The organism is Streptomyces sp. Je 1-332 (genome assembly GCF_040730185.1).
In the GTDB taxonomy this organism is placed as follows: Bacteria; Actinomycetota; Actinomycetes; order Streptomycetales; family Streptomycetaceae; genus Streptomyces.
In genome coordinates this window covers 2,747,142-2,767,913 of the sequence record NZ_CP160402.1, presented here as the reverse complement: position 1 = coordinate 2,767,913, position 20,772 = coordinate 2,747,142, and the positions used below count along the sequence as shown (strand labels likewise).

Sequence of the window (20,772 nt, the reverse complement as noted above, 5' to 3'; positions counted from 1 at the left end):
CAGTTCGCTACGTTGGCACCGTGGACAAGAAGAACGCCCTGCGCGCCGGCGCCCTGGCTTCCGGTACGACGCTGATGATGCTGCTCATGTCGTCCCCCGCGCTCGCGCTCACGCGCGACGACGGTGACGACCCGGGTCCCGGCCTGAGCGTGATCGACACGCTCGGCCTCTATGTCGTGGCGCCCATCGTGCTGTTCCTGGTGATCGCGGGCCTCGTCATGGTCGGTGACAAGTCCCGCAAGCCGGTGAAGAAGGGCTGACGCCACTTCGTTTCCTGAGTTCTCCGTAGGGGCTCTTTGCCGACGCGTGCAGTGCGTACGTCGGCAAGGAGCCCCTACGTGTGTCACGGCCGCTCGGCCGTGAGGTACCGCTGCACCGTCGGCCCCAACCAGTCCGCCATCTCCTCGCCGGACAGGGCGACGGTGGGCGGGAACCGCAGTACGTAGCGGGTCAGCGCCATGCCGAGGATCTGCGAGGCGCAGAGCCCGGCCCGCGTCGGGGCGTCGGCCGGATCGGGGCAGACGCGGCGTGCGACCGGCAGGAGCTGGTCCCGGAAGATGCCCTGCATGCGCTCGGCGCCCGCCGTGTTCGTGATGCCGACCCGGAGCATCGCCGTCAGCACCTCGTCCGTCTCCCAGACGTCCAGGAAGTGGGCCACCAGGGCGCGCCCGACGGCCTCGCGCGGCACCGCGGCGAGATCGGGCAGCCGCAGGTCGATGGCGCAGGCCGCGGCGAACAGGCCCTCCTTGTTGCCGTAGTAGCGCATCACCATGGACGGATCGATCCGCGCGTCCTTGGCGATGGCGCGGATGGTGGCCCGTTCATAGCCGTCGGCGGCGAACCGCTCACGGGCGGCGGCGAGGATCGCGCCACGGGTCGCGTCGGAGCGGCGGGGCGGCGCCGGGGGTTCCTCGGCGGTTGTCCGGGTCGCTGGATCGGGTGCGCTTTCCGTCATGCCAACAAGCGTAGGCCAACATCTGTTGACAGTCCATGACAGCGGTCCTACGTTAGCCAACAAGCGTTGACCAACAGTTGTTGGCACAAGGAAGCCGAGGAGGCCGTCATGAACGGAACCCAGGACACGACCGGCACCGACCCCGCTGTGATCGTCGTCGGCTCCGGGCCCACCGGACTGCTGCTCGCCGGGGACCTGGCCGCCGCGGGCGTCCCCGTCACCCTCCTCGAGAAGCGGCCGCACGGGATCAGCAACCTCTCGCGCGCCCTCGTCCTGCACGCCCGCACCCTCGAACAGCTCGACGCGCGCGGCCTCGCCGACGAACTGGAGGCCAAGGGCAGGACGCTGGACCGACTGCGCCTCTTCGGCCGCCTCGAAGTGGGCCTCGACAAGCTGCCCTCGCGCTACAACCACCTCCTGGTCCTGCCGCAGTACGAGGTGGAGCGGGTCCTGGAGCGCCGGGCGGTCGCGGCCGGGGTCGACTTCCGGTACGAGAGCGAGGTCACCGGGCTCACCCAGGACGCGGACGGCGTGACTCTCGAAGTCAGGGGTCCGGGCGGGGAGTCGAGCCAGTGCCGGGCCGCGTACGTCGTCGGCGCGGACGGACTGCACAGCCCGGTCCGCAAGGCCATCGGCCTGCCCTTCCCCGGGAAGTCCGCCATCCGCTCGCTCGTGCTCGCGGACGTGAAGCTCGCCGAGAAGCCCGCGTCGGTCCTCACGGTGAACGCCGCCGGTGACGCCTTCGCCTTCATCGCGCCCTTCGCCGACGGCTACTACCGCGTGATCGGCTGGAACCGCGCACACAACGTCCCCGACAGCGAGCCCCTCGACCTCGAAGAGGTCAAGGAGATCACCCGCCTCGCGCTCGGCCGCGACTACGGCATGCACGACGCCCGCTGGATGTCCCGCTTCCACAGCGACGAGCGCCAGGCGCCCGCCTACCGCGTCGGCCGCGTCTTCCTCGCCGGCGACGCCGCGCATGTGCACACCCCGGCGGGCGCACAGGGCATGAACACCGGGCTCCAGGACGCGGCGAACCTGAGCTGGAAGCTGGTGGACGCGGTCAACGGCCGTGCGCCGCAGGGCCTGTTGGACACCTACCAGTCCGAGCGGCATCCCATCGGCAAGGCGGTCCTGCGCAGCAGTGGAGGGATCGTGCGGCTCGCGATGGTCAAGCGACCGTGGTCACGGGCGGGCCGCGCGGTGCTCGCGTCCGTCATCGGCGCCCTGTCCCCGGTCCGGAACAAGGCGATCGGCCAGATCACCGGCATCGGCTACCGCTACCCGGCCCCCAAGGGCGCCCACCGCCTGACCGGTCGCCGCGCTCCGGACGTCGCGCTCAAGGAGGGGCGGCTGTACGAGGCCCTGCGCGAGGGCAGGTTCGTGCTGATCACTCCGCGGGGCGAGGAGCGCGATGCGGGTCGCGATGCGGGGCGCGCGGTCGCGGCGCAGTGGGCGAGCGACCGGCGTACGACCGTCCTGGTGCGCCCCGACGGGTACGTGGCGTGGGCGGCGGACGACGCGGACGCGGGGCAGGTGCGGGCCGCACTGGTCAACCATTCAGTTCAGCTTCACTAATACCTCGAAAAGATTCGCTGGACCTGATGGGTGTGGGGGTGCGACGGTAGTCCCGCAACCAACCAAGTGATCAGCGAAGAGATCCCCGCCGGGTGGTTACCACCTCGGCGGGGTTCGTGTTTTCCCGGGCGGACCGGGAGAGATACACCCGGGCCAACCGGGAGAGAGACAAGGGATATCAGTGACTGTCCTGGACCGGACGACCTCCACTCGCACGGCGGCTACGGCAGCTCCGGCGGCCACGGCCCCTCCGGCGGCCACGCCGACTACCGCGACGGCGGTGAACAAGGGGTGCGGCGGGCCGCGGGCCCCGTCGGCGTCGGACTCGCCCTCGCGGCGCTGGCCACGGTCGTCTGGTCGGGCAGCTTCGTCACCTCGCGGGCCCTGGCCGACAGCGTGCCGCCCATCCAGCACGCCTTCTGGCGGTGGATCATCGCGATCGCGGCGGTGGCGCCCTTCGCCGTACGCCAGACCTGGCGGCAGCGGGCCCTGCTGCGCAAGCACATCCGCTTCCTGCTGCTCGCCTCGCTGCTCGGCGTCACGATCTACAACACCCTGGTCAACCAGGCGGGCGTCACCACCACCGCGGGCAACATGGGCATGATCATGGCGGCGTCACCGGTCCTGATGGCGGTGTACGAGCGCCTCGGCGGGGCCAGGCTCGGGGCGCGCCGGGTGACCGGCATGCTGGTCGCCTGCGCGGGCGTCCTGGTCCTGGTCTCCGGGGGATCGCTCTCCATGGACTTCGCCGTGGGCGACCTGTGGATCATCGCGGGGGCCGTCTCCTTCGGCTCGTACAGCGCGCTGCTCAAGCGCAAGCCGACGGAGATCGGTGGACTGCCGTTCCTCTTCGCGACGTTCGTGCTCGGCGCGCTGATGCTGCTTCCGGTGTTCGTGGTCAGCTTCGTGCTCCAGGGCGGCTTCGAGCCGACGGTCGGCACGGTCTCCCCGCTCCTGTACGTCGGTGTCGTGTCATCCGCGATCGCCTTCTTCGCCTGGAACAAGGCGATCTCGATCATCGGCGCCGCCCGCGCCGGGGTCATCTACTACCTCCAGCCGGTCTGCGTCGCCCTGCTCTCCTTCGCGGTGCTCGGCGAGGCGATGGGGTGGCTCCAGGTCATGTGCATGGGGCTGATCCTGGGCGGGGTCGTCCTCGGCGCGGCGCGCGCGAAGAAGTAGGGGGCGCGTCCCGTGGGATCACCTCTCCTGACCAGTCGGTACGTTGACTCCATGAGCGAGTGGGACATCAAGAAGCTGCAGATCCTGCGTACGTTGAGCGAGCGGGGCACGGTCACGGAGACGGCGCGGACGCTGCGGATGACGCCGTCGGCGGTGTCGCAGCAGCTGTCCAACCTCGCCAAGCAGCTGGGGGTGCCGCTGCTCGAGGCGCACGGGCGGCGGGTGCGCCTCACGGACGCGGCGCACCTCGTCCTGCGGCACGCGGAGGCGGTCTTCGCGCAACTGGAGCTGGCGGACGCGGAGTTGGCGGCCTATGCGCAGGGCGAGGCGGGGGAGGTGCGGGTCGGCGCCTTCTCGACGGCGGTGCCCGCGCTCGTGGTCCCCGCCGTGCGGGAGCTGCGGGCGGCGGCGCCGGGGATCTCGGTGCGGGTACGTGAGGTGGAGGCGGCGGAGGCGTACGAGTTGCTGGCCGCGGGGGAGGTGGACGTGGCCCTCTCCCTGGCGGTGACGGCGCCGGCCGCGGGCGACGCGGACACGCGCTTCACCCGGGAGTCGCTCCTGGCGGACCCGCTGGACGTGGCGTTGCCTGGGGAGCATCCGCTGGCAGCGGTGGAAGGGCTGCGGCTCGCGGATCTGGCCGGGGAGCCGTGGATCTTCGGGGGCAGTGGTCCCTGGTCGGAGATCACGCGGGCGGCGTGCGAGGGGGCCGGGTTCACGCCCGAGCAGGCGCATTCCGCCTCCGGCTGGACGGCGATCCTGGCGATGGTGGAGGCGGGGATGGGGGTCGCCCTCGTCCCGCGGATGGCGGCGGTCCGCCGTGACGGGGTGGTAATGCGCTCCCTGTCCGCCGACCGCCCTCGCCGCCACGTGGTGGCGGCGGTGCGGCGGGGGGCGGCCGGGGGTGCGGGGGTCAGCAGGGTCTTGTCGGCGCTGCGGGGGGTGGCCCGGTAGCCGCGGGGGGCCGGGTCTTTTGTCTGCGGGCCGACGCAGGCCTTCCCGCGCTCCGCGCGGATGTTTCCCGCCCACCCACCCGATTCCCCCGCAGCGCAGCCTTCCCGCGCTTCGCGCGGATGTTTCCCGCCCACCCGCCCGATTGCCCCGTAGTGCAGGGGATTGCCGGGTCTTTTTTGTCCGCGGGGCGGCCCTGTCTTGCAGCGCTTCGCGCGGGTGCTTCCGCCCACCCGCCCGATTGCCCCGGGGTGATCGGGTGGGTGGGTGGGGGAAGTTCGCGCGGAGCGCGGGTCGGGTGGTGTGCGGGAGCGGCCGGGCGAGCCCGCGCCCGGGGTGCGGGCGGTGCCGGCCGGCCAGCTCGCGGCTGCGGGGTGATCGGGTGGGTGGGCGGGAGAGATCCGCGCGAAGCGCGGGCTGGTGCGGGAGCCGGGCGGGGTTAGCCCTGGTTAGGGGCGGGGGCCCCTGGGGCAGCCCTGGCGGGAGCAGGGCCCCCGGCGCGCAGCCCTGGCCGGGGGCAGGGATAACCCCGGCCGGGGGCTGCGGGATCAGACGTCCGCGACCCCGGCCGGAGGCCATGGCGTCAGACGTCCGCCGACTGCGCCCGCAGCGCCCGCTCCACCCCCGCCCTGGACTCCGTGATCAGGCGGTGGAGGGCCGGTGACGGGGTCGCCGTGGAGAGCCACGCGTCCGTGGCGTCCAGGGTGGCCTGGGAGATCTGGAGCGACGGGTACAGGCCCACCGCGATCTGCTGCGCCATCTCGTGCGAGCGAGAGTCCCACGCACCCTTGACCGCCGCGAAGAACTTCTCCGCGTACGGGGCGAGGAGTTCGCGCTGCTCCGTCTGGACGAAGCCGCCGATCACGGCCTCCTGGATCGCGTTCGGGAGCTTGTCGGACTCCACCACGGAGGCCCACGCCTCCGCCTTCGCCTCCGGCGTGGGCCGCGCCGCCCGCGCCGAAGCCGCGTGCCGCTCGCCCGCGGCCGTCTTGTCACGGTCGAGCTCCGCCGTGATCCCCGCCTCGTCGAGACGGCCCGTCGCCGCGAGCCGGTGCACGAAGGCCCAGCGCAGCTCCGTGTCCACCGCCAGACCCTCGATGGCCTGCTTGCCCGAGACCAGCTCCTCGAGCAGCGTCAGCTGCTCCCCCGTACGGGCCGTCGCCGCGAACGCCCGCGCCCACGCCAGCTGGTGGTCGCTGCCCGGCGCCGCCGCCCGGAGGTGCGAGAGCGTCGCGTCCGTCCAGCGGGCCAGCGCCTCCTCGCGCCCGGACGGCGCCGCGTACAGCTCGAGGGCCAGCTTCACCTGGCGGTGCAGGGACTGCACGACCCCGATGTCCGACTCCTTGCCGATGCCGGACAGGACGAGGGAGAGGTACTCCCGGGTGGGGAGTTCGGCGTCCCGCGTCATGTCCCACGCCGACGCCCACGAAAGGGCACGCGGCAGCGACGCCTCGAAGTCGCCGATGTGCTCCGTCACGAACGCGAGCGACTCCGCGTCCATGCGCACCTTCGCGTACGAGAGGTCGTCGTCGTTCAGGAGGATCACCGCGGGGCGCGTGCGGCCCACCAGCGCGTCCACCGCCGTCAGTTCGCCGTCCACGTCCAGCTCGACGCGGTCCGTGCGCAGCAGCTTGCCGCTCTCGTCGTCGAGGTCGTACAGGCCGATCGCGATCCGGTGGGGGCGGAGCGTGGGCTCGCCCTTCGCGCCGGCGGGGAGCGCCGGAGCCTCCTGCTTCACCGCGAACGACGTGATCCTGCCGGACGTGTCGACGTCCACCACCGGACGCAGGACGTTGATGCCCGCCGTCTCCAGCCACTTCTTCGACCAGGTCTTCAGGTCGCGCCCGCTGGTCTCCTCAAGGGCGCCGAGCAGATCGGACAGGCGCGTGTTGCCGAACGCGTGCGCCTTGAAGTACGCCTGCACGCCCCGGAAGAACTCGTCATCCCCGACATACGCCACGAGCTGCTTCAGGACGCTCGCGCCCTTCGCGTACGTGATGCCGTCGAAGTTGACCAGGACGTCGTCGAGGTCGCGGATGTCCGCCATGATCGGGTGCGTCGACGGCAGCTGGTCCTGGCGGTACGCCCACGTCTTCATGGAGTTGGCGAACGTCGTCCAGGAGTGCGGCCAGCGCGAGTTCTCCGCGTACGCCTGGCAGGCGATGGACGTGTACGTGGCGAACGACTCGTTCAGCCACAGGTCGTTCCACCACTCCATCGTCACCAGGTCGCCGAACCACATGTGGGCCAGCTCGTGGAGGATGGTCTCCGCGCGCGTCTCGTACGCCGCGTCCGTCACCTTCGAACGGAACACGTACTGGTCGCGGATGGTCACCGCGCCCGCGTTCTCCATCGCGCCCGCGTTGAACTCCGGCACGAAGAGCTGGTCGTACTTGGCGAAGGGGTACGCGTAGTCGAACTTCTCCTGGAACCAGTCGAAGCCCTGCCGCGTGACCTCGAAGATCGCGTCGGAGTCGAGGTATTCGGCCAGCGAGGGGCGGCAGTAGATGCCGAGCGGAACCGACTGGCCGCCAGGACCCTCGTACGAACTGTGGACCGAGTGATAGGGACCGACGATGAGCGCCGTGATGTACGTCGACATGCGCGGCGTGGGCTCGAAGACCCAGACGTCACCGCTGGGCTCGGGGGTCGGCGCATTCGAGATGACCGTCCAGCCGGCCGGCGCCTTCACGGTGAACTGGAACGTCGCCTTGAGATCGGGCTGCTCGAAGGAGGCGAAGACGCGGCGTGCGTCCGGGACCTCGAACTGCGTGTAGAGGTAGGCCTGTTCGTCGACGGGGTCGACGAATCGGTGCAGGCCCTCGCCCGTGTTGGTGTAGTCGCAGTCGGCGACCACCCGCAGCTCGTTCGGGCCCGCCTCCAGGTGCCTCAGCGCGATGCGCGAGTCACGGAAGACGGCGGCCACCTCCAGCGCGTGGCCGTTCAGGACGACCTCGTGGACCGCGGGGGCCACCAGGTCGATGAACGTCTCGGCGCCCGCCTCCGCGGAGTCGAAGCGCACGGTCGTCACCGACCGGTAGGTGCCGCCCTCTTGCGCGCCGGAGAGGTCGAGATCGATCTCGTACGAGTCAACGGTGAGCAGCTTCGCCCGCTGCTGCGCCTCTTCGCGGGTCAGATTGGTGCCGGGCACGCGGTCATCTCCTCAGGAACGTCAGGTACGACTTGTGGCGTTTCCAGCCATCCTTCCACGTGGGTCCGCGCACGTGTCCGGGCATCGGCCATGGGCCGCCGCGCGGCATTGTTCGCGGGCTGCCGTGCCGCTAACATCCGCGCGTCGACCGACGCCCCGGGGGGAGCGTGCATGGGACCGAGACCGCCACGTCGATTACGCGGATTACGTCGATCACCGCGATTACCGGGGTCGCCCCGATCACCGCGATCACCGCGATCACCGCGCTCACCGGGCTCGCCCAGCGCGAGGTGCGCCCCGTGATCGACGTACTCGTCGCCGGAGCCGGGATCGGCGGGCTCACCGCCGCGCTCAGTCTGCACGCGGCGGGCATCGGGGTGCGGGTCATCGACGCGGTGGACGCGCTGCGGCCCGTCGGGGTCGGCATCAACCTCCTCCCGCACGCGGTACGGGAGTTGACGGAGCTGGGCCTCGGCGCCGAGCTGGCCGCCACGGCCGTGCCGACCGCCGAGACGATCCACTTCGACCGGCACGGCAACCACATCTGGGGCGAACCGCTCGGTCTCGCCCGCGGTCACCACTGGCCGCAGTACTCCCTGCACCGCGGCGCCCTGCAGCTGATCCTCCTCGACGCCGTCCGCGACCGCATCGGAGAGAACGCCGTCCAGACCGGTACGGCGTTCGTGCGGTACGCCGAGCCCGAGGGGTCCGGGGCGCTGCGGGTGACCCTGCGGGACGTGCGGCGGGGGCGGGAGTTCGCGGTACCGGTGCGCGCCCTGATCGGGGCCGACGGCCTCTACTCGGCGGTCAGGGCCCGGCTGCACCCCGGGGAGGGGCCGCCGCTGTGGAACGGCATCCGGATGTGGCGGGGCGTCACCGAGTGGCACCCGGTGCTCGGCGGCCGGTCCATGGCGTTCGCGGGCAGCAACGCGGCCGCGAAGCTCGTCGTCTACCCGATCTCGTGGGAGGCGGAGGTGCGGGGGCGGGCGCTGCTCAACTGGGTGGCGGAGGTGCGGTATCCGGTCCATCACCACGGGTCGCCGGGGCCGGTGGACTGGAACCGCTCGGGACGCCTCTCCGACGTCCTGCCGCACTTCTCCGGGTGGCGGATCGGGGACCTGGACGTGCCCGCGCTCCTCGCCGCGACCGGGTCGACGGGGCGGATCCTGGAGTACCCGATGGTGGACCGGGACCCGCTGCCGTACTGGGGGCGCGGCCCCGTGACCCTGCTGGGCGACGCGGCGCATCCGATGTACCCCGTCGGGTCGAGCGGCGGCTCGGAAGCGGTGCTCGACGCGCGGGTCCTGGCCCGGTGCGTGGCCCTCGCCGGGACGGACCGGGTCAGCGGCCTGCGGGCCTACGAGGCGGAACGGTGGGGCCCCGCCAATGCCGTGGCCCTGGCCAATCGTGCGATGCCGGTGGACGAGATCCTCCGGACGGTGGCCGAGCGGGCTCCGGAGGGGTTCGCACGGGTGGAGGACGTGCTGACGGGGGAGGAGCTGGCGGGGCTGGGGGAGGGGTATCGGCGGATGCGGGGCTGTTGGTAGCAGTTTCTTCATCCCCAACCCCGCCCCTCCCCGAAAACCGTACCGACACCCCTGGCGTGGGGGCGGGCTCGCGGGACTTGCCCTGGTCGTCGTGGCGCACGCGATGGGGGCGGGCGCCGACTAGATGTCGGTGCCCGCCCCCTTCGGCGTACGCAGGGCGAAGGCGTCAGCCCTTGAGCTCGGCCGCCACCAGCTCCGCGATCTGCACCGCGTTCAGCGCGGCGCCCTTGCGGAGGTTGTCGTCGGAGATGAAGAAGGCCAGGCCGTTCTCCACCGTCTCGTCGTTACGGATGCGGCCCACGAAGGAGTCGTCCTTGCCCGCGGCGACCAGCGGGGTCGGGACGTCGGTGAGGACGACACCCTCGGCCTCCGCGAGGATCTCGGTGGCGCGCTCGGCGCTCAGCGGACGCTCGAAGCGGGCGTTGACCTGGAGCGAGTGACCGGTGAAGACCGGCACGCGGACGCAGGTGCCGGAGACCTTGAGGGCCGGGATCTCCAGGATCTTGCGGGATTCGTTGCGGAGCTTCTGCTCCTCGTCGGTCTCGTTCAGACCGTCGTCGACGATGGAGCCGGCCATCGGCAGGACGTTGTACGCGATCGGCGCCACGTACTTGTTCGGCGCGGGGAACTCCGTGGCCGAGCCGTCGTGCGTCAGCTTCGGCGCGTCGTCGCCGACCTTCTTGACCTGCTCGAACAGCTCGTCGACACCGGCGAGACCCGAGCCGGACACGGCCTGGTACGTCGCCACGACGAGCGCGGCGAGCCCGGCCTCCTTGTGCAGCGGCTTCAGGACCGGCATCGCGGCCATCGTCGTGCAGTTCGGGTTGGCGATGATGCCCTTGGGGCGGTTCGCGATCGCGTGCGGGTTGACCTCGGAGACGACGAGGGGGACCTCGGGGTCCATCCGCCAGGCGGAGGAGTTGTCGATCACGACGGGACCCTGCGACGCGACCTTCTCGGCCAGCGCCTTCGAGGTGGCGCCGCCCGCCGAGAACAGGACGATGTCAAGGCCGCTGTAGTCGGCCGTGGAGGCGTCCTCGACCGTCACACCGTCGAGGGTCGAGCCGGCCGAGCGGGCCGATGCGAACAGGCGCAGCTCGTCCACCGGGAAGTCCCGCTCGACAAGGATCTTGCGCATGACCGTGCCGACCTGACCGGTGGCTCCGACGATTCCGACCTTCACAGGGATGTCCTCCGTATGTGCATGGGCATAGGCGTTGGCCTGTGCGTTCCATCATGCGTCTGTCCACGGCCGCCTTGTCCAATCCATTGTCCGAAGTTCGGGATGTCACATTCCCGTGGACGTGGGCCGAACGTTTCCGGCGCCCCCGGCGTCCTAGGGGAAACGTGGGGACGGGAGGGTGTCTTGCTGCGCGGAAAAACGCGACGGGACCGGCGGAGCCGGCGGAACCGGCACGAGGGGGCCGATCCGCTTGACGCTGTCCAGGAGGACCGGGTGCGGGCGGTGCTCGCGCTCGGTGGAGTGCCGCACGCCGATCTGCCCGACGGCGTCCAGCAGGTCAGGCTCAAGCTCCTGGAGCGCGCGGCGGACGGGCGCGAGGCGCCGCGTGACGTGTCGGCGTGGGCGGCGGTCGTCGCCTCCAATCTCGCCATGGACTGGCATCGGGCGCGTCGGCGCCAGGAACGGCTCGGGGAGCGGCTCGCCGTGCTGTGGCGGGAGGCGACCGACGAGGACGGGGCGGAGTCCCGGGCCCTGTCGATGGCCGTGACCCAGGGCCTGGACGCGCTGCCCGACCCGCAGCGGCAGGTCGTCGTCCTGCGCTTCTACGCCGATCTGTCGGTACGGGCGATAGCGGACGAACTGGGCATTCCGGAGGGCACGGTCAAGAGCAGGCTGCATACGGCGGTACGGGTCCTGCGGACTCGGCTGCACGAGGGCGAGGTGGTGTGACGGTGGCCGAGGACGACGTGGCCGGGAACGAATACGACGCGCTGATGCTCGCCCTCATGGCCGAGCCCCTGCCCGCCGTCGCCGCCGGACAGGACCAGGACCCGGAGCTCGCGGCGGAGCACGCGGCGGCTGTGGCGGATGTCGCACTGCTCCGCGAGCACATCGGGGTGGCCGGCCGTGCGCTGGCGGCGGCGACGGAGCGGGAGCCCGCGTCGAAGCCGGCTGTCGCCGTACGCCCGGCCGACGTCCGGCGGCGGTACCTGACGAAGGCGCTCGGGGTGGCCGCCGTCACCGCCGCCGCCTCGCTGGTGGGCGGGCTCGCCTGGCTCGCGATGGGCAGCGGGGGCGGGCTCGGCGAGAAGTCCGACTCCGACGCGGGCGCGGCGCAGGGGGCGGCGCCCGATGCGGGTGACGAGAAGGCCGGGGGCTCGGCGGACCAGACGCGCGAGGGCTACGTGGCCTGTGCGCGGCTCATCGTCGAGGGCACGGTGAGGCGGGTCGAGCCGGTCCCCGGAGCGGAGCAGGAGCGGATCGTCCTGGACGTCTCCCGCTACTACAAGCCGGTCAGCGGCAAGAAACAGATCACGTTCGTGATGGACGTGGACGTGGACCCGCGGCTCCGCCCGGGCGACCGGGCCCTGATCGGCATCCCGAAGGACGAGGCGTCACCGGACATCTGGGCCACGCGGGCGGCGGACATCGCCAAGGACCGGGCGTGGATCGAGCGGGCACTGCCGCGAGCGGAGGGGATGCGGTGCTGAATGCGCCCGGATGTGCTGGATGCAAGGGTTTCAGTGTGCCTATGGTTACTACGTGAAGCCCCAAATGTCCGCGCCCGAGCCCGACTTCACGCCGACCGAGGACGTCTTCGTGCGCAAGCACCTGGGCGTGCCGGACATCGACGTCGCCGACTGGACGCTGGTGGTGGAGGGGCTCGTCGAGCATCCGCTGCGTCTCGACATGGCCGCCCTTCTCTCCCTTGGGACGCGGCGGCTCGCCGCCTTCCACGAGTGCTTCGGGAGCCCCTTCGCGCCGGACGTGCCGACGCGGGCGGTGGCACAGGTGGAGTGGGCCGGGGTGCCGCTCGCCACTCTCCTGGACCGTGCGGTGCCGGGCGCGGCCGCGCGGCACGTCTGGTTCGAGGGCGCGGACACGGGGTCCTTCCAGGGGGAGGACGGCGTCACGTACGTCAAGGACCTACCCCTGTCGGTGGCCCGCGGTGATGTCTTCCTCGCACACCGGATGAACGGCGAGCCGCTCCGTCCCGAGCACGGGTTTCCCCTGCGGGCGGTGGTGCCGCGGATGTTCGGCACGAACTCGGTGAAGTGGCTGACCCGTGTCGTCCTGGCGGACCGCAGGCCGGAGGGGCTGTTCACCACCCGGCTCTACAACCGTGTCCTGCCGGGGGAGTCGTCCCCGGGCCCGGTGCGGGAGGTCGACGTGAGCAGCAAGTTGTTCGTGCCGGGGGAGGGGGCGCAACTCTGCTCCGGTGAGCATGAGTTGAGCGGTCGGGCGTGGAGCACGACGGAGGTTGTGAGCGTCGAGGTATCGGTCGACGGAGGGCCTTGGGAGGCGGCCGCGGTGGACCCGCCGGGCTCCGGGCCGACGTGGCAACGGTTCGCCCTCGCGCGGGAGTTGGCGGCTGGGCGGCATTCGATCCGCTGCCGGGCCGCTGATCGGGCCGGGCGCGTGCAGCCTCTCGCGGGGGCGCGTAATGCGGTGCACGAGGTGGGGGTTGAGGTCAGGGAGTGATTCTCCCCAACCCCGCCCCTTCCCGCTGTATCTGATGTGCGGCTCCGCCGGGCGGCAAGGGGCTCCGCCCCCTGGACCCCCGAAAAGATGGCCTCAAACGCCGGCCGGGCTGAAGCGCTCAGCCCGGCCGGGATCCGCAACCTAGGGAGTCACCTTCTCGATCAGGACACTGCCAGTGCCGGCAACCGTCCCCCGCCCGTTCAAGAGCGACACCTCACCGAACAGCTGACGCCCCTCGGCGGCAGGCGCGTCCGCCGCGACCTCCGCGGTCACCTGGGCGGAAGCCCCGTTCGCCAGCTTCACCGGCGCCGCCTCGTCCACCTTCACCGAGCCCAGCGCGCCCGAGAAGAAGACATCCCGGTAGTCGTACGCGGTCGTGCCGGACGGGATCGAGTAGCCCGCCACCTCGATCTCGTACGTACCCGCCGCCGGCTTGGTGACGCTGACCGACTCCTCCGAGTCACCGTCCGCCGACGAACCCACGACCGCCCCGTCCTTCGAGACCGACAGGTCGAGGTCGGCCGCGGTGTCCGCCGTCGAGCCGATGGCCACGTCGAGCCGCTCCGCACCCTCCGGTACGACCACCGTGGTCGTCTGCGTCTCGCCCTGCTTGATCGACGGCTTCGCCGCCTTCGCGGAGCCGAGCGGGCCGCCCTTCAACTTGCCGTCCACCGCGGCGAAGTTGTTGGTGACCTTCCAGGAGACGGGCGCCGGAGTACCGACCTTCGCCTCCGGAACCGTCTGCACGGCGGGGTCGAAGGCGACACCCAGCGCGGAGACGTCCAGCTTGTAGGGGTTGTCCAGGAGCGGCGACGTCCTGCGCGACTCGACCTCGATCTCCCACACGCCCGGCTGCGGCTCGGGGTACGAACGCAGGTCGGGGCGGCAGGTGTTGGCCGGGTTCTCGTAGTTCGCGTAGCAGGTCAGCGACGACGTCGAGTCGACCGGAACGCCGTACGGGTGCACCGCGATGAACCGCGTCTGGCTCTTGCCCTTCAGGCCACCGAGCGCCACCTCGAGGGACTTGGCGCCCTTGGGGACGGTGACGAAGTACGACTCGGTGCTGTTGCGCTGTACCGCGTCGGACGCCGAGAACGTGAACCCGGGCTCGGCGAGCGGCTTCGAGACGACGACCGTCGACATGATCTGCTGGTCGATGCCCTCGGAGCGCTCGTCGTCGACCGTCAGGATCGCGCTGTGCAGACCGGCCGACTTGGCCTTCGCCTGCACCTTGACGGTGACCGGCTTGTTCAGCGGCAGCGTCACCGCGCCCTTGCCGGGCAGGTCGAAGGTGCCCTCGTGGTTGTTGACCAGGTCCAGCTCGTGGCGGATGCCGCGGTCCGGGCCCGATGTGCGGGTGATCGTGACGTCGTACGTCCGCTTCTGGCCGGTCTTCAGGCCGCCCTCACGGTCGTAGATGCCGGTGCCGGGCTTCTTCAGCTCCTGCTCCAGAGCGGTGTCGACCGGGGCCTTCACCGTGTACGTGTGCGCCTTCGCGTCGTCCTCGATGGCGTTCCAGGCGTCGACCACGTTGATCAGGCCGGTGCCCTGCGCGTACGCCTGCTCGCCCCGGATGCGGTCCGCGGTCGAGGTGAGCGCGGTGCGCAGCTTCGCCGGGGTCAGGTCGACCTTCTCCCGCTTCGCGGCGGAGAGCAGCAGCGCAGAGGCGCCCGCGGCCTGCGGGGACGCCATCGACGTACCCTGCAACATCGAGTATCCGGCGGGCAGTTGGTAGCCCGCCTCGGCGACGGGGGAGCCCGGCAGCCAGGTCTGCGTGGTGTTGATGGCCGAGCCGGGCGCGGAGATGATCGGCGCGAAGCCGCCGTCCTCACGCGGGCCGCGCGAGGAGAACGGCATCATCGCGTACGACTTCTCCACGGCGGAGCCGTAGTTGGCCGCCCAGGTCTCCTTGGAGATGGAGGCGCCGACCGAGATGACCTTGTCGGCGAGGCTCGGGTCGCCGATGGTGTTCGCGCCGGGGCCCGAGTTGCCCGCGGAGATCACCAGCTGGACGCCGTACTCGTCGATGAGGCGCTTGTAGAGCTCGGCGCGCGCGTTGTTGCCGTCGTTGAGCGCCGGGAGGCCGCCGATCGACATGTTCACGATGTCGACGCCGCGCTTGGTCACGAGGTCGATCATGCCCTCGGTGAGCGCGACGTTCGTGCAGCCGCCGGACCAGGTGCAGGCGCGCGACGAGACCAGCTTGGCGCCGGGGGCGGCGCCGTTCATCTTGCCGCCGAACAGGCCGTTGGCCGCGGTGATGCCGGCGACGTGCGTGCCGTGCTCGGACTCGATGACGCCGATGTTGACGAAGTCGGCCTGTCTGCCGACCCAGTCGCCGCCGTACGGGTCGGTCGGCACGTCCTTGCGGATCTCGACGACGAACGGGACGCGCTCGACGACGTCGGTCGCCGGGTCGTCCTTGCCGAAGTAGGCGACCTGGTGGCCGTCCTTGTACGGCTTCATCGTCTCGTCGTCGGTGAAGTCGTTGTTGTCGTTCAGGTCGACGCGGACGGTGCCGGCGGCCGGGTCGTAGAGCACGCCCCAGCTGTCGGTGGTGTCGCCGTCGCGGTTGATGTCGCCGTTGGCGTCGCCGCCGACGGTGGCCGACTCGCGGAAGCGGTTGACCTGGAAGGTGCCCGCGGGGGCCTTCCACGTCTCGCTGTCCCAGGTGAAGACGGGGCCCGTGACGGGGTTGGTCATGCGCCGCCAGGTGCCGTCCGCGTCCACGATCGGGTCGGTCGCGGTCACCCAGTCGGTGATCTTCCGCTCGCCCGTGGTGGTCTTCTGGAGCGCGGGGTGACCCAGGTCGACGCCGGAGTCCAGGATGCCGATGGTGGTGCCGCGGCCGTCCGCCTTCGGGTGCTTCTTCACGAAGTCGACGGCGCCCGTCTCGAAGGACGGGTTGTACGGGTTCTTCGCCGGGGTGTCCTTGCCGGGTCCGGCGTATGTCCCCTCGGCCGCCTTCTTCGCGCCCTTGGCGCGGTCGGCGGCGGGCGTCGGGTCGTCCAGCTCGATCTCGTGCCGCAGGTCGATGCCGTGCACGGACGACAGCTTGCCCGCCGCCTCGATGGCGGCCTCGGCCTTGCCGGTGGGCACGGTGGCGCGTACGTAGCCGAGCTTGTCGTACGTCCGGCCGACGGAGCCGCCCTTGACGGCGTCGAGCTGGTCGGCGACCTGCTCGGTGGCGCCGGGAGCGGTGGCGACCATCATCGTGACGGTCTTCTCGCCGTCCGCCTGCGCGTCGGCGAGGAGGTCGGCGTCGGCCGAACCCAGCTTCTTCGCGGCGGACTTGGGGGTGGCCTGGCCCCCAGGATCGCCGGGGCTCCCGTCGGCCGCGAAGGCCATGGGTATGGGCCCGGCGGCGGAGAGCGCGGCGGTCAGACCGACGGCTATCGCGAGACGGGTCGTGCGTCTAGCACTGGATCTGTGCATCAGCATCCCTGTACGTAAAGGTCGAAAAGGTCCGGAATCCGGAACCGGATGACCGCTCAGCCTTACGTAAGTGACTGCTGTTTGGGGAGAGTTGTCCGGAGAGGATCAGGGCGTGGCGTAATTCCGCCATGCGCCATCGGTGACATAGCGGGAGATTCAGGCCTCGCGGGCGCGGGCGTAGTGCCGGGAGGCCTTCGCCCGGTTTCCGCAGGCGGCCATGGAGCACCAGCGGCGCGTGCCGTTCCGCGAGGTGTCGAAGAAGTGCAGGACGCAGGCCTCGTGCGCGCAGGGGCGGATGCGGTCGGGCGCGGTGGCGAGCAGCGTCAGGTAGTCCCGCGCCGCCAGCCAGGCCGCGCCCCACGTCGCGTCCTCGAACTCGGTTTCCTCGCCGGGGCCTTCGGCGGTCAGGGTCGCCCGGATCCGTCCGTGCCCGAGGATCTTGTTGACGCGGGCGGTCCCCGCCGCCGTGTCCGGGCCGTCCACGACGGTGGAGATGGCGTCGCGCGCCCGCAGCACATGCTCCAGCGTCGCCTCGTCCGCGCCGAAGCGGTCGTCGAGCCGGTTGGCCGCGAGCCAGAGGGCCAGCCCTTCGGTGCCGTCCAGGAGATCCTGGCGCACGCCGTCCGCCGTCCACCGGGTGTTGAGCAGATCGAGGGAGAGCGGCTCGCCGACGAGGGGGCGGGGGTCGTGGGGGGTGCGGGGTGCGGCAGTCATGGGGGCTCCCTTCGAAGCTAACCAGCAAAGGGTACGTGACTGGTTGACTCGATCTGAGTCTAACCACTAAAGTTACTGTCAAAGGTTACCCGCGCAGGGTGGGACGCCGCCGGCAAGGGGAGTGTCATGACCCCGTACGACCCGTACGACCCGTACCACCACGGCTCCCGCGCCGTTCAGGACCGCGTCGGCGTGCGGGAACTGGCCGACCACGTGGGCCGGTCCATCGGAGACGGGATCCGTCCCGTCGCCGCCGCCTTTCTCGAACTGCAGCCCATGCTCGTGATCGGCGGCGCGGACCCGGCGGGCGCCGTCTGGGCCTCGCTGCTCACCGGAGAACCGGGGTTCGTGCGGGCCACGGGGCCGCGTCAGATGTCGGTCGCGGGCCGCCCGCGCGAGACCGACCCCCTCGCGCGGGCCCTCGCCCAGGAGGGCACTCCCGTCGGCACCATCGCCCTGGACCCCCGCACCCGGCGGCGCCTGCGGCTGAACGGACGGGCGCGGCCGACCCCCCGAGGCCTGGCGATCGAGGCCGATCAGGTCTTCGCGAACTGCCCGAAGTACATCCAGAAGCGGCAGCTTTCGCAGGGCGCCATGGCGGCTCGCCCGAAGGCGCCTCGCCACGGAGTGAAGCTCACCGGCGATCAGCGCGCGTTCCTGGCGGATGCGGACACCTTCTTCCTCGCCACCGTCCACGCGAAGGGCGCCGACGTCAGCCACCGGGGCGGCAATCCCGGCTTCGTCCAGGTCCCTTCCCCCTATGAACTCACCTGGCGGGACTACCCCGGCAACTCCATGTTCCTGACCCTCGGCAACCTCGCCGCCGACTCCCGCGCCGGCCTCCTCTTCCTCGACTGGGCGACCGGCACGACCCTCCAGCTCACCGGCACCGCTCGCACGGACCACGCCGACGACGGCTCCCGCACGGTCCGCTTCACCCTCACCGAGGCGGTGGAGACCCTCTGCGCGAACCCCTTGGGCTGGTCCGCACCGGAGTACTCTCCTGCCAATCCCACCCAAGAGGACTAGCGTCACTCTGTGAACAAAGAGCTCCGGGTGGCGGCCTACGCCGTATGCGTGCGGGACGGGCAGTTGCTGCTCGCCCGCTGGGTGGCGGGCGACGGCAGCAAACGCTGGACGCTGCCCGGCGGCGGAATGGACCACGGCGAGGACCCGTACGACACGGTGATCCGCGAGGCCGACGAGGAGACGGGGTACGTCATCGAGCCCCGCGCGCTCCTCGGCATCGACTCGCTGCGCCGCCGCTACCCGCGCAAGCTCGGAGCCGTCGCCGACTTCCACGGCCTGCGGATCGTCTACGAGGCGCGGATCGCCGGCGGCGAGCTGCGCCACGAGCGGGACGGTTCCACCGATCTCGCGGCCTGGCACGCCCTGGGTGATGTCCCTGGGCTCGACCGGGTCGGCCTCGTCGATGTCGGGCTCGCCCTGTGGCGGACCCGGCCCGACGACGGACACCTGACGGCACCTTCCTGAGGCTCCGCCGGGCCTTCCCTTCCCCGGAAGATGAACGTGGAGTGACTGCTTCCTCTCCGCCTGGAGAGGGGTGTGTGACCGCGCAGGGTGCCGGCTGATCCACGTACGGTGATCGGCGCTGCCCGTTGCGGTCTCGTTAACGTGCAGGTCATCCCGGATGCCAACGATCCAGTACGAGCGGGAATTTCGCCTGGTGCGGAGCTGCCCGCGACCACTGCCGACGCGTTCGCAATCGGGGAGACCGCGCATGTCGCGCACACGCTCTGTCGCCACCGCCGCCCAGTCCGCCGCCCATACCGCCCTGTCCGCCGTGGACCGCCGGGCCTTCCTCGCGGCCACCGGAGCCGTCTCCCTCTCCGCGGGCATCGGCTACGCGCTGAGACCCGCCCCCAGCCACGCCGCCGCCGCGCGCGGACCCGCCCCCGTCGCGCTCTCCCGGCAGGCGCCCGCCGCGCCGCTCGCGCCCTATCGCGGCGGCACCACGCTGGGCGCCGTCGCCACCCCGCGCGGCGCCTCCGGCTACCGGCGGCTCGGCGACGGTCCCGCCTGGGAGCGTGTGGTCCGCGGTGATCTCGCCGCGGCCAAGAACGGCCGCGAGGGACGGCGCACCCCGCTCGCCGCGTTCGTCCAGTTCACCGACCTGCACCTGGTCGACGTACAGCACCCGCTGCGGTACGAGTATCTGCGTGCCCAGACGGCGAGCGCCTGGCGCCCGCAGGAGGCCCTCTCGGTGGCCGGCGCGGTCGCGCTCGTCGAGCGGGTCAACGGGCTGCGCGGCGCGCCCGCCACCGGATCGCCGCTGCACTGCGTGGTCACGACGGGCGACAACACCGACAACAACTCCCGCTCCGAGCTCGACTGGTTCCTCAAGACCATGAGCGGCGGGCGCATCACGCCCAACACCGGTGACCCGCGCCGCTACGAGGGTGTTCAGGACAGCGGCCTGAAGCTGTACTGGCACCCGGACGGCGATCTCCGCGACTCCGACAAGGCCCTCGGCTTCCCGCAGGTCGACGGCTTCCTGGAGGCCGCGCTCCGCGAGGTCAACAGCCCCGGCCTCGGCCTTCCCTGGTACTCGACCGTCGGCAACCACGACGCGCTGCCCGGCGGCTGCTGGGGCCCCGGCGACTCGTACTTCTCCGAGTTCGCCGTCGGCGGGCGGAAGTTGATGTCCCTGGACGAATCGCGCGGCGCCGCTCTGTGGAAGGCCGTCAAGAAGGGGCGCGACCCCAAGGGTGCACAGTTCAAGGAGCTGTTGAAGAGCGAGGCCCGGAGGATGCGCTCGGTCACCCCGGACGAGACCCGCGCGCCCTTCACCCCCGCCGAGTACGTTCAGGCCCATCTCGACCCGGCGTACAAGGGCCACGGCCCCGCGGGCCACGGCTACACGCAGGAGAACCTCGACGCGGGAACCCAGTACTACTCCTTCCGCGTCAGCGACGACGTCCTCGGCATCAGCCTGGACTCGACGGACCCCGGCGGCCACTACGAAGGCTCGCTTGGTACGGCCCAAATGGAGTGGCTGGAAAGGGAGTTGAAGGCGAACGAGCAGCAGGACGGCGGAGGTTCGTACGTCATCGTCTTCAGTCACCACACCAGCCGCACCATGCGCAATCTGCGCCGGGACCCGGACCGCCCGCGCGAGGGCAGGCACGGCGGCGACGAGATCGTCACGCTGCTCGGCCGCCACCGTTCCGTCCTGGCATGGGTCAACGGCCACAGCCACAAGAACAAGATCACCGCGCATCAGACCCCGGGCGGCGCCTTCTGGGAGATCTCCACGGCCTCGCACATCGACTTCCCCCAGCTGGCCCGCGTCGTGGAGCTGAGTGACAACCACGACGGCACGATCTCGCTGTTCACCACCCTCATCGAGTCGTCGGCCCCGCACCGCACGGACTACGCCGACCTCTCCCAGACCGGCCTCGCCGCGCTCTACCGCGAACTGTCCTTCAACGCCCCCGGCGCGAAGCCCGCGTCGGGCGGCGAGCCGGACGACCGGAACACGGAGCTCATCCTCAAGAAAGGCTGAAAAACGCTCAACCCGCGCGAGGCGCTCAACCTCCTCACCCGTCAGCCGAGTCACTCCCGCCGTCCGAACGGTGTG

At 71.2% G+C, this 20,772-nt stretch carries 16 protein-coding genes; 11 read left to right on the top strand and 5 right to left on the bottom strand.

The features are described from left to right. Nucleotides 1-20: 20 nt before the first annotated feature. Nucleotides 21-260 carry a hypothetical protein gene (locus ABXJ52_RS12760; protein WP_363309541.1) on the top strand — a complete coding sequence of 80 codons (240 nt, stop codon included), beginning with the start codon at nt 21-23 and terminating at the stop codon, nt 258-260. Between the two features lie 83 nt (nt 261-343). On the opposite strand, the gene ABXJ52_RS12755 is transcribed toward ABXJ52_RS12760, so the two are convergent. Next, the gene (locus tag ABXJ52_RS12755) at nt 344-955 is read right to left on the bottom strand and encodes a TetR family transcriptional regulator (RefSeq protein WP_367041951.1); all 612 of its coding nucleotides are present in this window, start codon (nt 953-955) and stop codon (nt 344-346) included. A 108-nt stretch (nt 956-1,063) separates the two neighbouring features. Here ABXJ52_RS12755 and ABXJ52_RS12750 point away from each other — a divergent pair, with 108 nt between their 5' ends. The 3 genes from ABXJ52_RS12750 to ABXJ52_RS12740 all read left to right on the top strand — a co-directional run bounded on the left by ABXJ52_RS12750 (nt 1,064) and on the right by ABXJ52_RS12740 (nt 4,663). Beyond that, nucleotides 1,064-2,533 carry an FAD-dependent monooxygenase gene (locus ABXJ52_RS12750; RefSeq protein WP_367041949.1) on the top strand — a complete coding sequence of 490 codons (1,470 nt, stop codon included), beginning with the start codon at nt 1,064-1,066 and terminating at the stop codon, nt 2,531-2,533. Between the two features lie 291 nt (nt 2,534-2,824). Then, on the top strand, nt 2,825-3,712 hold the full coding sequence (locus tag ABXJ52_RS12745) for a DMT family transporter (RefSeq protein WP_367041947.1): 888 nt from the start codon (nt 2,825-2,827) through the stop codon (nt 3,710-3,712). A 51-nt stretch (nt 3,713-3,763) separates the two neighbouring features. Then, nucleotides 3,764-4,663: a LysR family transcriptional regulator gene (locus ABXJ52_RS12740; RefSeq protein WP_367041945.1), complete on the top strand. Its 900-nt coding sequence runs from the start codon at nt 3,764-3,766 to the stop codon at nt 4,661-4,663. A gap of 580 nt (nt 4,664-5,243) precedes the next feature. Here the strand turns inward: ABXJ52_RS12740 and pepN are convergent. Further along, the gene (pepN, locus tag ABXJ52_RS12735) at nt 5,244-7,811 is read right to left on the bottom strand and encodes an aminopeptidase N (RefSeq protein ID WP_367041943.1); all 2,568 of its coding nucleotides are present in this window, start codon (nt 7,809-7,811) and stop codon (nt 5,244-5,246) included. A gap of 167 nt (nt 7,812-7,978) precedes the next feature. On the opposite strand from pepN, the gene ABXJ52_RS12730 reads away from it, so the two are divergent. Continuing rightward, on the top strand, nt 7,979-9,358 hold the full coding sequence (locus tag ABXJ52_RS12730; RefSeq protein WP_367041941.1) for a flavin-dependent oxidoreductase: 1,380 nt from the start codon (nt 7,979-7,981) through the stop codon (nt 9,356-9,358). 166 nt (nt 9,359-9,524) lie between these two features. Here the strand turns inward: ABXJ52_RS12730 and ABXJ52_RS12725 are convergent, their stop codons facing one another. Beyond that, nucleotides 9,525-10,541, bottom strand: coding sequence for an aspartate-semialdehyde dehydrogenase (locus ABXJ52_RS12725; RefSeq protein ID WP_367041940.1), 1,017 nt, complete (start codon nt 10,539-10,541; stop codon nt 9,525-9,527). 183 nt (nt 10,542-10,724) lie between these two features. Here ABXJ52_RS12725 and ABXJ52_RS12720 point away from each other — a divergent pair, with 183 nt between their 5' ends. The 3 genes from ABXJ52_RS12720 to ABXJ52_RS12710 are packed head-to-tail and all read left to right on the top strand — an operon-like array spanning nt 10,725 to nt 13,022. Further along, entirely contained in the window at nt 10,725-11,270 is a 546-nt protein-coding gene (locus ABXJ52_RS12720; RefSeq protein WP_367041938.1) for a sigma-70 family RNA polymerase sigma factor, read from the top strand. A 2-nt stretch (nt 11,271-11,272) separates the two neighbouring features. Continuing rightward, nucleotides 11,273-12,031, top strand: coding sequence for a hypothetical protein (locus tag ABXJ52_RS12715; protein ID WP_367041937.1), 759 nt, complete (start codon nt 11,273-11,275; stop codon nt 12,029-12,031). A gap of 52 nt (nt 12,032-12,083) precedes the next feature. Beyond that, complete coding sequence (locus tag ABXJ52_RS12710; protein WP_367041935.1) at nt 12,084-13,022, top strand: molybdopterin-dependent oxidoreductase; 939 nt, start codon at nt 12,084-12,086, stop codon at nt 13,020-13,022. 141 nt (nt 13,023-13,163) lie between these two features. Here ABXJ52_RS12710 and ABXJ52_RS12705 read toward each other — a convergent pair whose 3' ends face one another. Both ABXJ52_RS12705 and ABXJ52_RS12700 read right to left on the bottom strand, forming a co-directional pair. Then, on the bottom strand, nt 13,164-16,457 hold the full coding sequence (locus tag ABXJ52_RS12705; protein ID WP_367041934.1) for a S8 family serine peptidase: 3,294 nt from the start codon (nt 16,455-16,457) through the stop codon (nt 13,164-13,166). 156 nt (nt 16,458-16,613) lie between these two features. Beyond that, nucleotides 16,614-17,171, bottom strand: a complete 558-nt coding sequence (locus ABXJ52_RS12700; RefSeq protein ID WP_367041932.1) for a CGNR zinc finger domain-containing protein — start codon at nt 17,169-17,171, stop codon at nt 16,614-16,616. Between the two features lie 126 nt (nt 17,172-17,297). Between ABXJ52_RS12700 and ABXJ52_RS12695 the strand changes: the two genes are divergently transcribed. The 3 genes from ABXJ52_RS12695 to ABXJ52_RS12685 all read left to right on the top strand — a co-directional run bounded on the left by ABXJ52_RS12695 (nt 17,298) and on the right by ABXJ52_RS12685 (nt 20,697). Continuing rightward, nucleotides 17,298-18,200, top strand: coding sequence for a pyridoxamine 5'-phosphate oxidase family protein (locus tag ABXJ52_RS12695; RefSeq protein ID WP_367041930.1), 903 nt, complete (start codon nt 17,298-17,300; stop codon nt 18,198-18,200). Between the two features lie 9 nt (nt 18,201-18,209). Continuing rightward, a complete protein-coding gene (locus tag ABXJ52_RS12690) occupies nt 18,210-18,665 on the top strand; it encodes an NUDIX hydrolase (RefSeq protein WP_367041929.1) in 456 nt (151 codons plus the stop codon). A 247-nt stretch (nt 18,666-18,912) separates the two neighbouring features. Continuing rightward, nucleotides 18,913-20,697, top strand: a complete 1,785-nt coding sequence (locus ABXJ52_RS12685) for a TIGR03767 family metallophosphoesterase (RefSeq protein WP_367041927.1) — start codon at nt 18,913-18,915, stop codon at nt 20,695-20,697. Nucleotides 20,698-20,772: the final 75 nt, after the last annotated feature.

What these genes read in the sequence shown, in the direction of transcription:
- ABXJ52_RS12755 (WP_367041951.1), bottom strand. Translation starts at nt 955, where the DNA reads ATGACGGAAAGCGCACCCGATCCAGCGACCCGGACAACCGCCGAGGAA.
- ABXJ52_RS12750 (WP_367041949.1), top strand. Translation starts at nt 1,064, where the DNA reads ATGAACGGAACCCAGGACACGACCGGCACCGACCCCGCTGTGATCGTC.
- ABXJ52_RS12740 (WP_367041945.1), top strand. Translation starts at nt 3,764, where the DNA reads ATGAGCGAGTGGGACATCAAGAAGCTGCAGATCCTGCGTACGTTGAGC.
- ABXJ52_RS12705 (WP_367041934.1), bottom strand. Translation starts at nt 16,457, where the DNA reads ATGCACAGATCCAGTGCTAGACGCACGACCCGTCTCGCGATAGCCGTC.
- ABXJ52_RS12700 (WP_367041932.1), bottom strand. Translation starts at nt 17,171, where the DNA reads ATGACTGCCGCACCCCGCACCCCCCACGACCCCCGCCCCCTCGTCGGC.
- ABXJ52_RS12695 (WP_367041930.1), top strand. Translation starts at nt 17,298, where the DNA reads ATGACCCCGTACGACCCGTACGACCCGTACCACCACGGCTCCCGCGCC.
- ABXJ52_RS12685 (WP_367041927.1), top strand. Translation starts at nt 18,913, where the DNA reads ATGTCGCGCACACGCTCTGTCGCCACCGCCGCCCAGTCCGCCGCCCAT.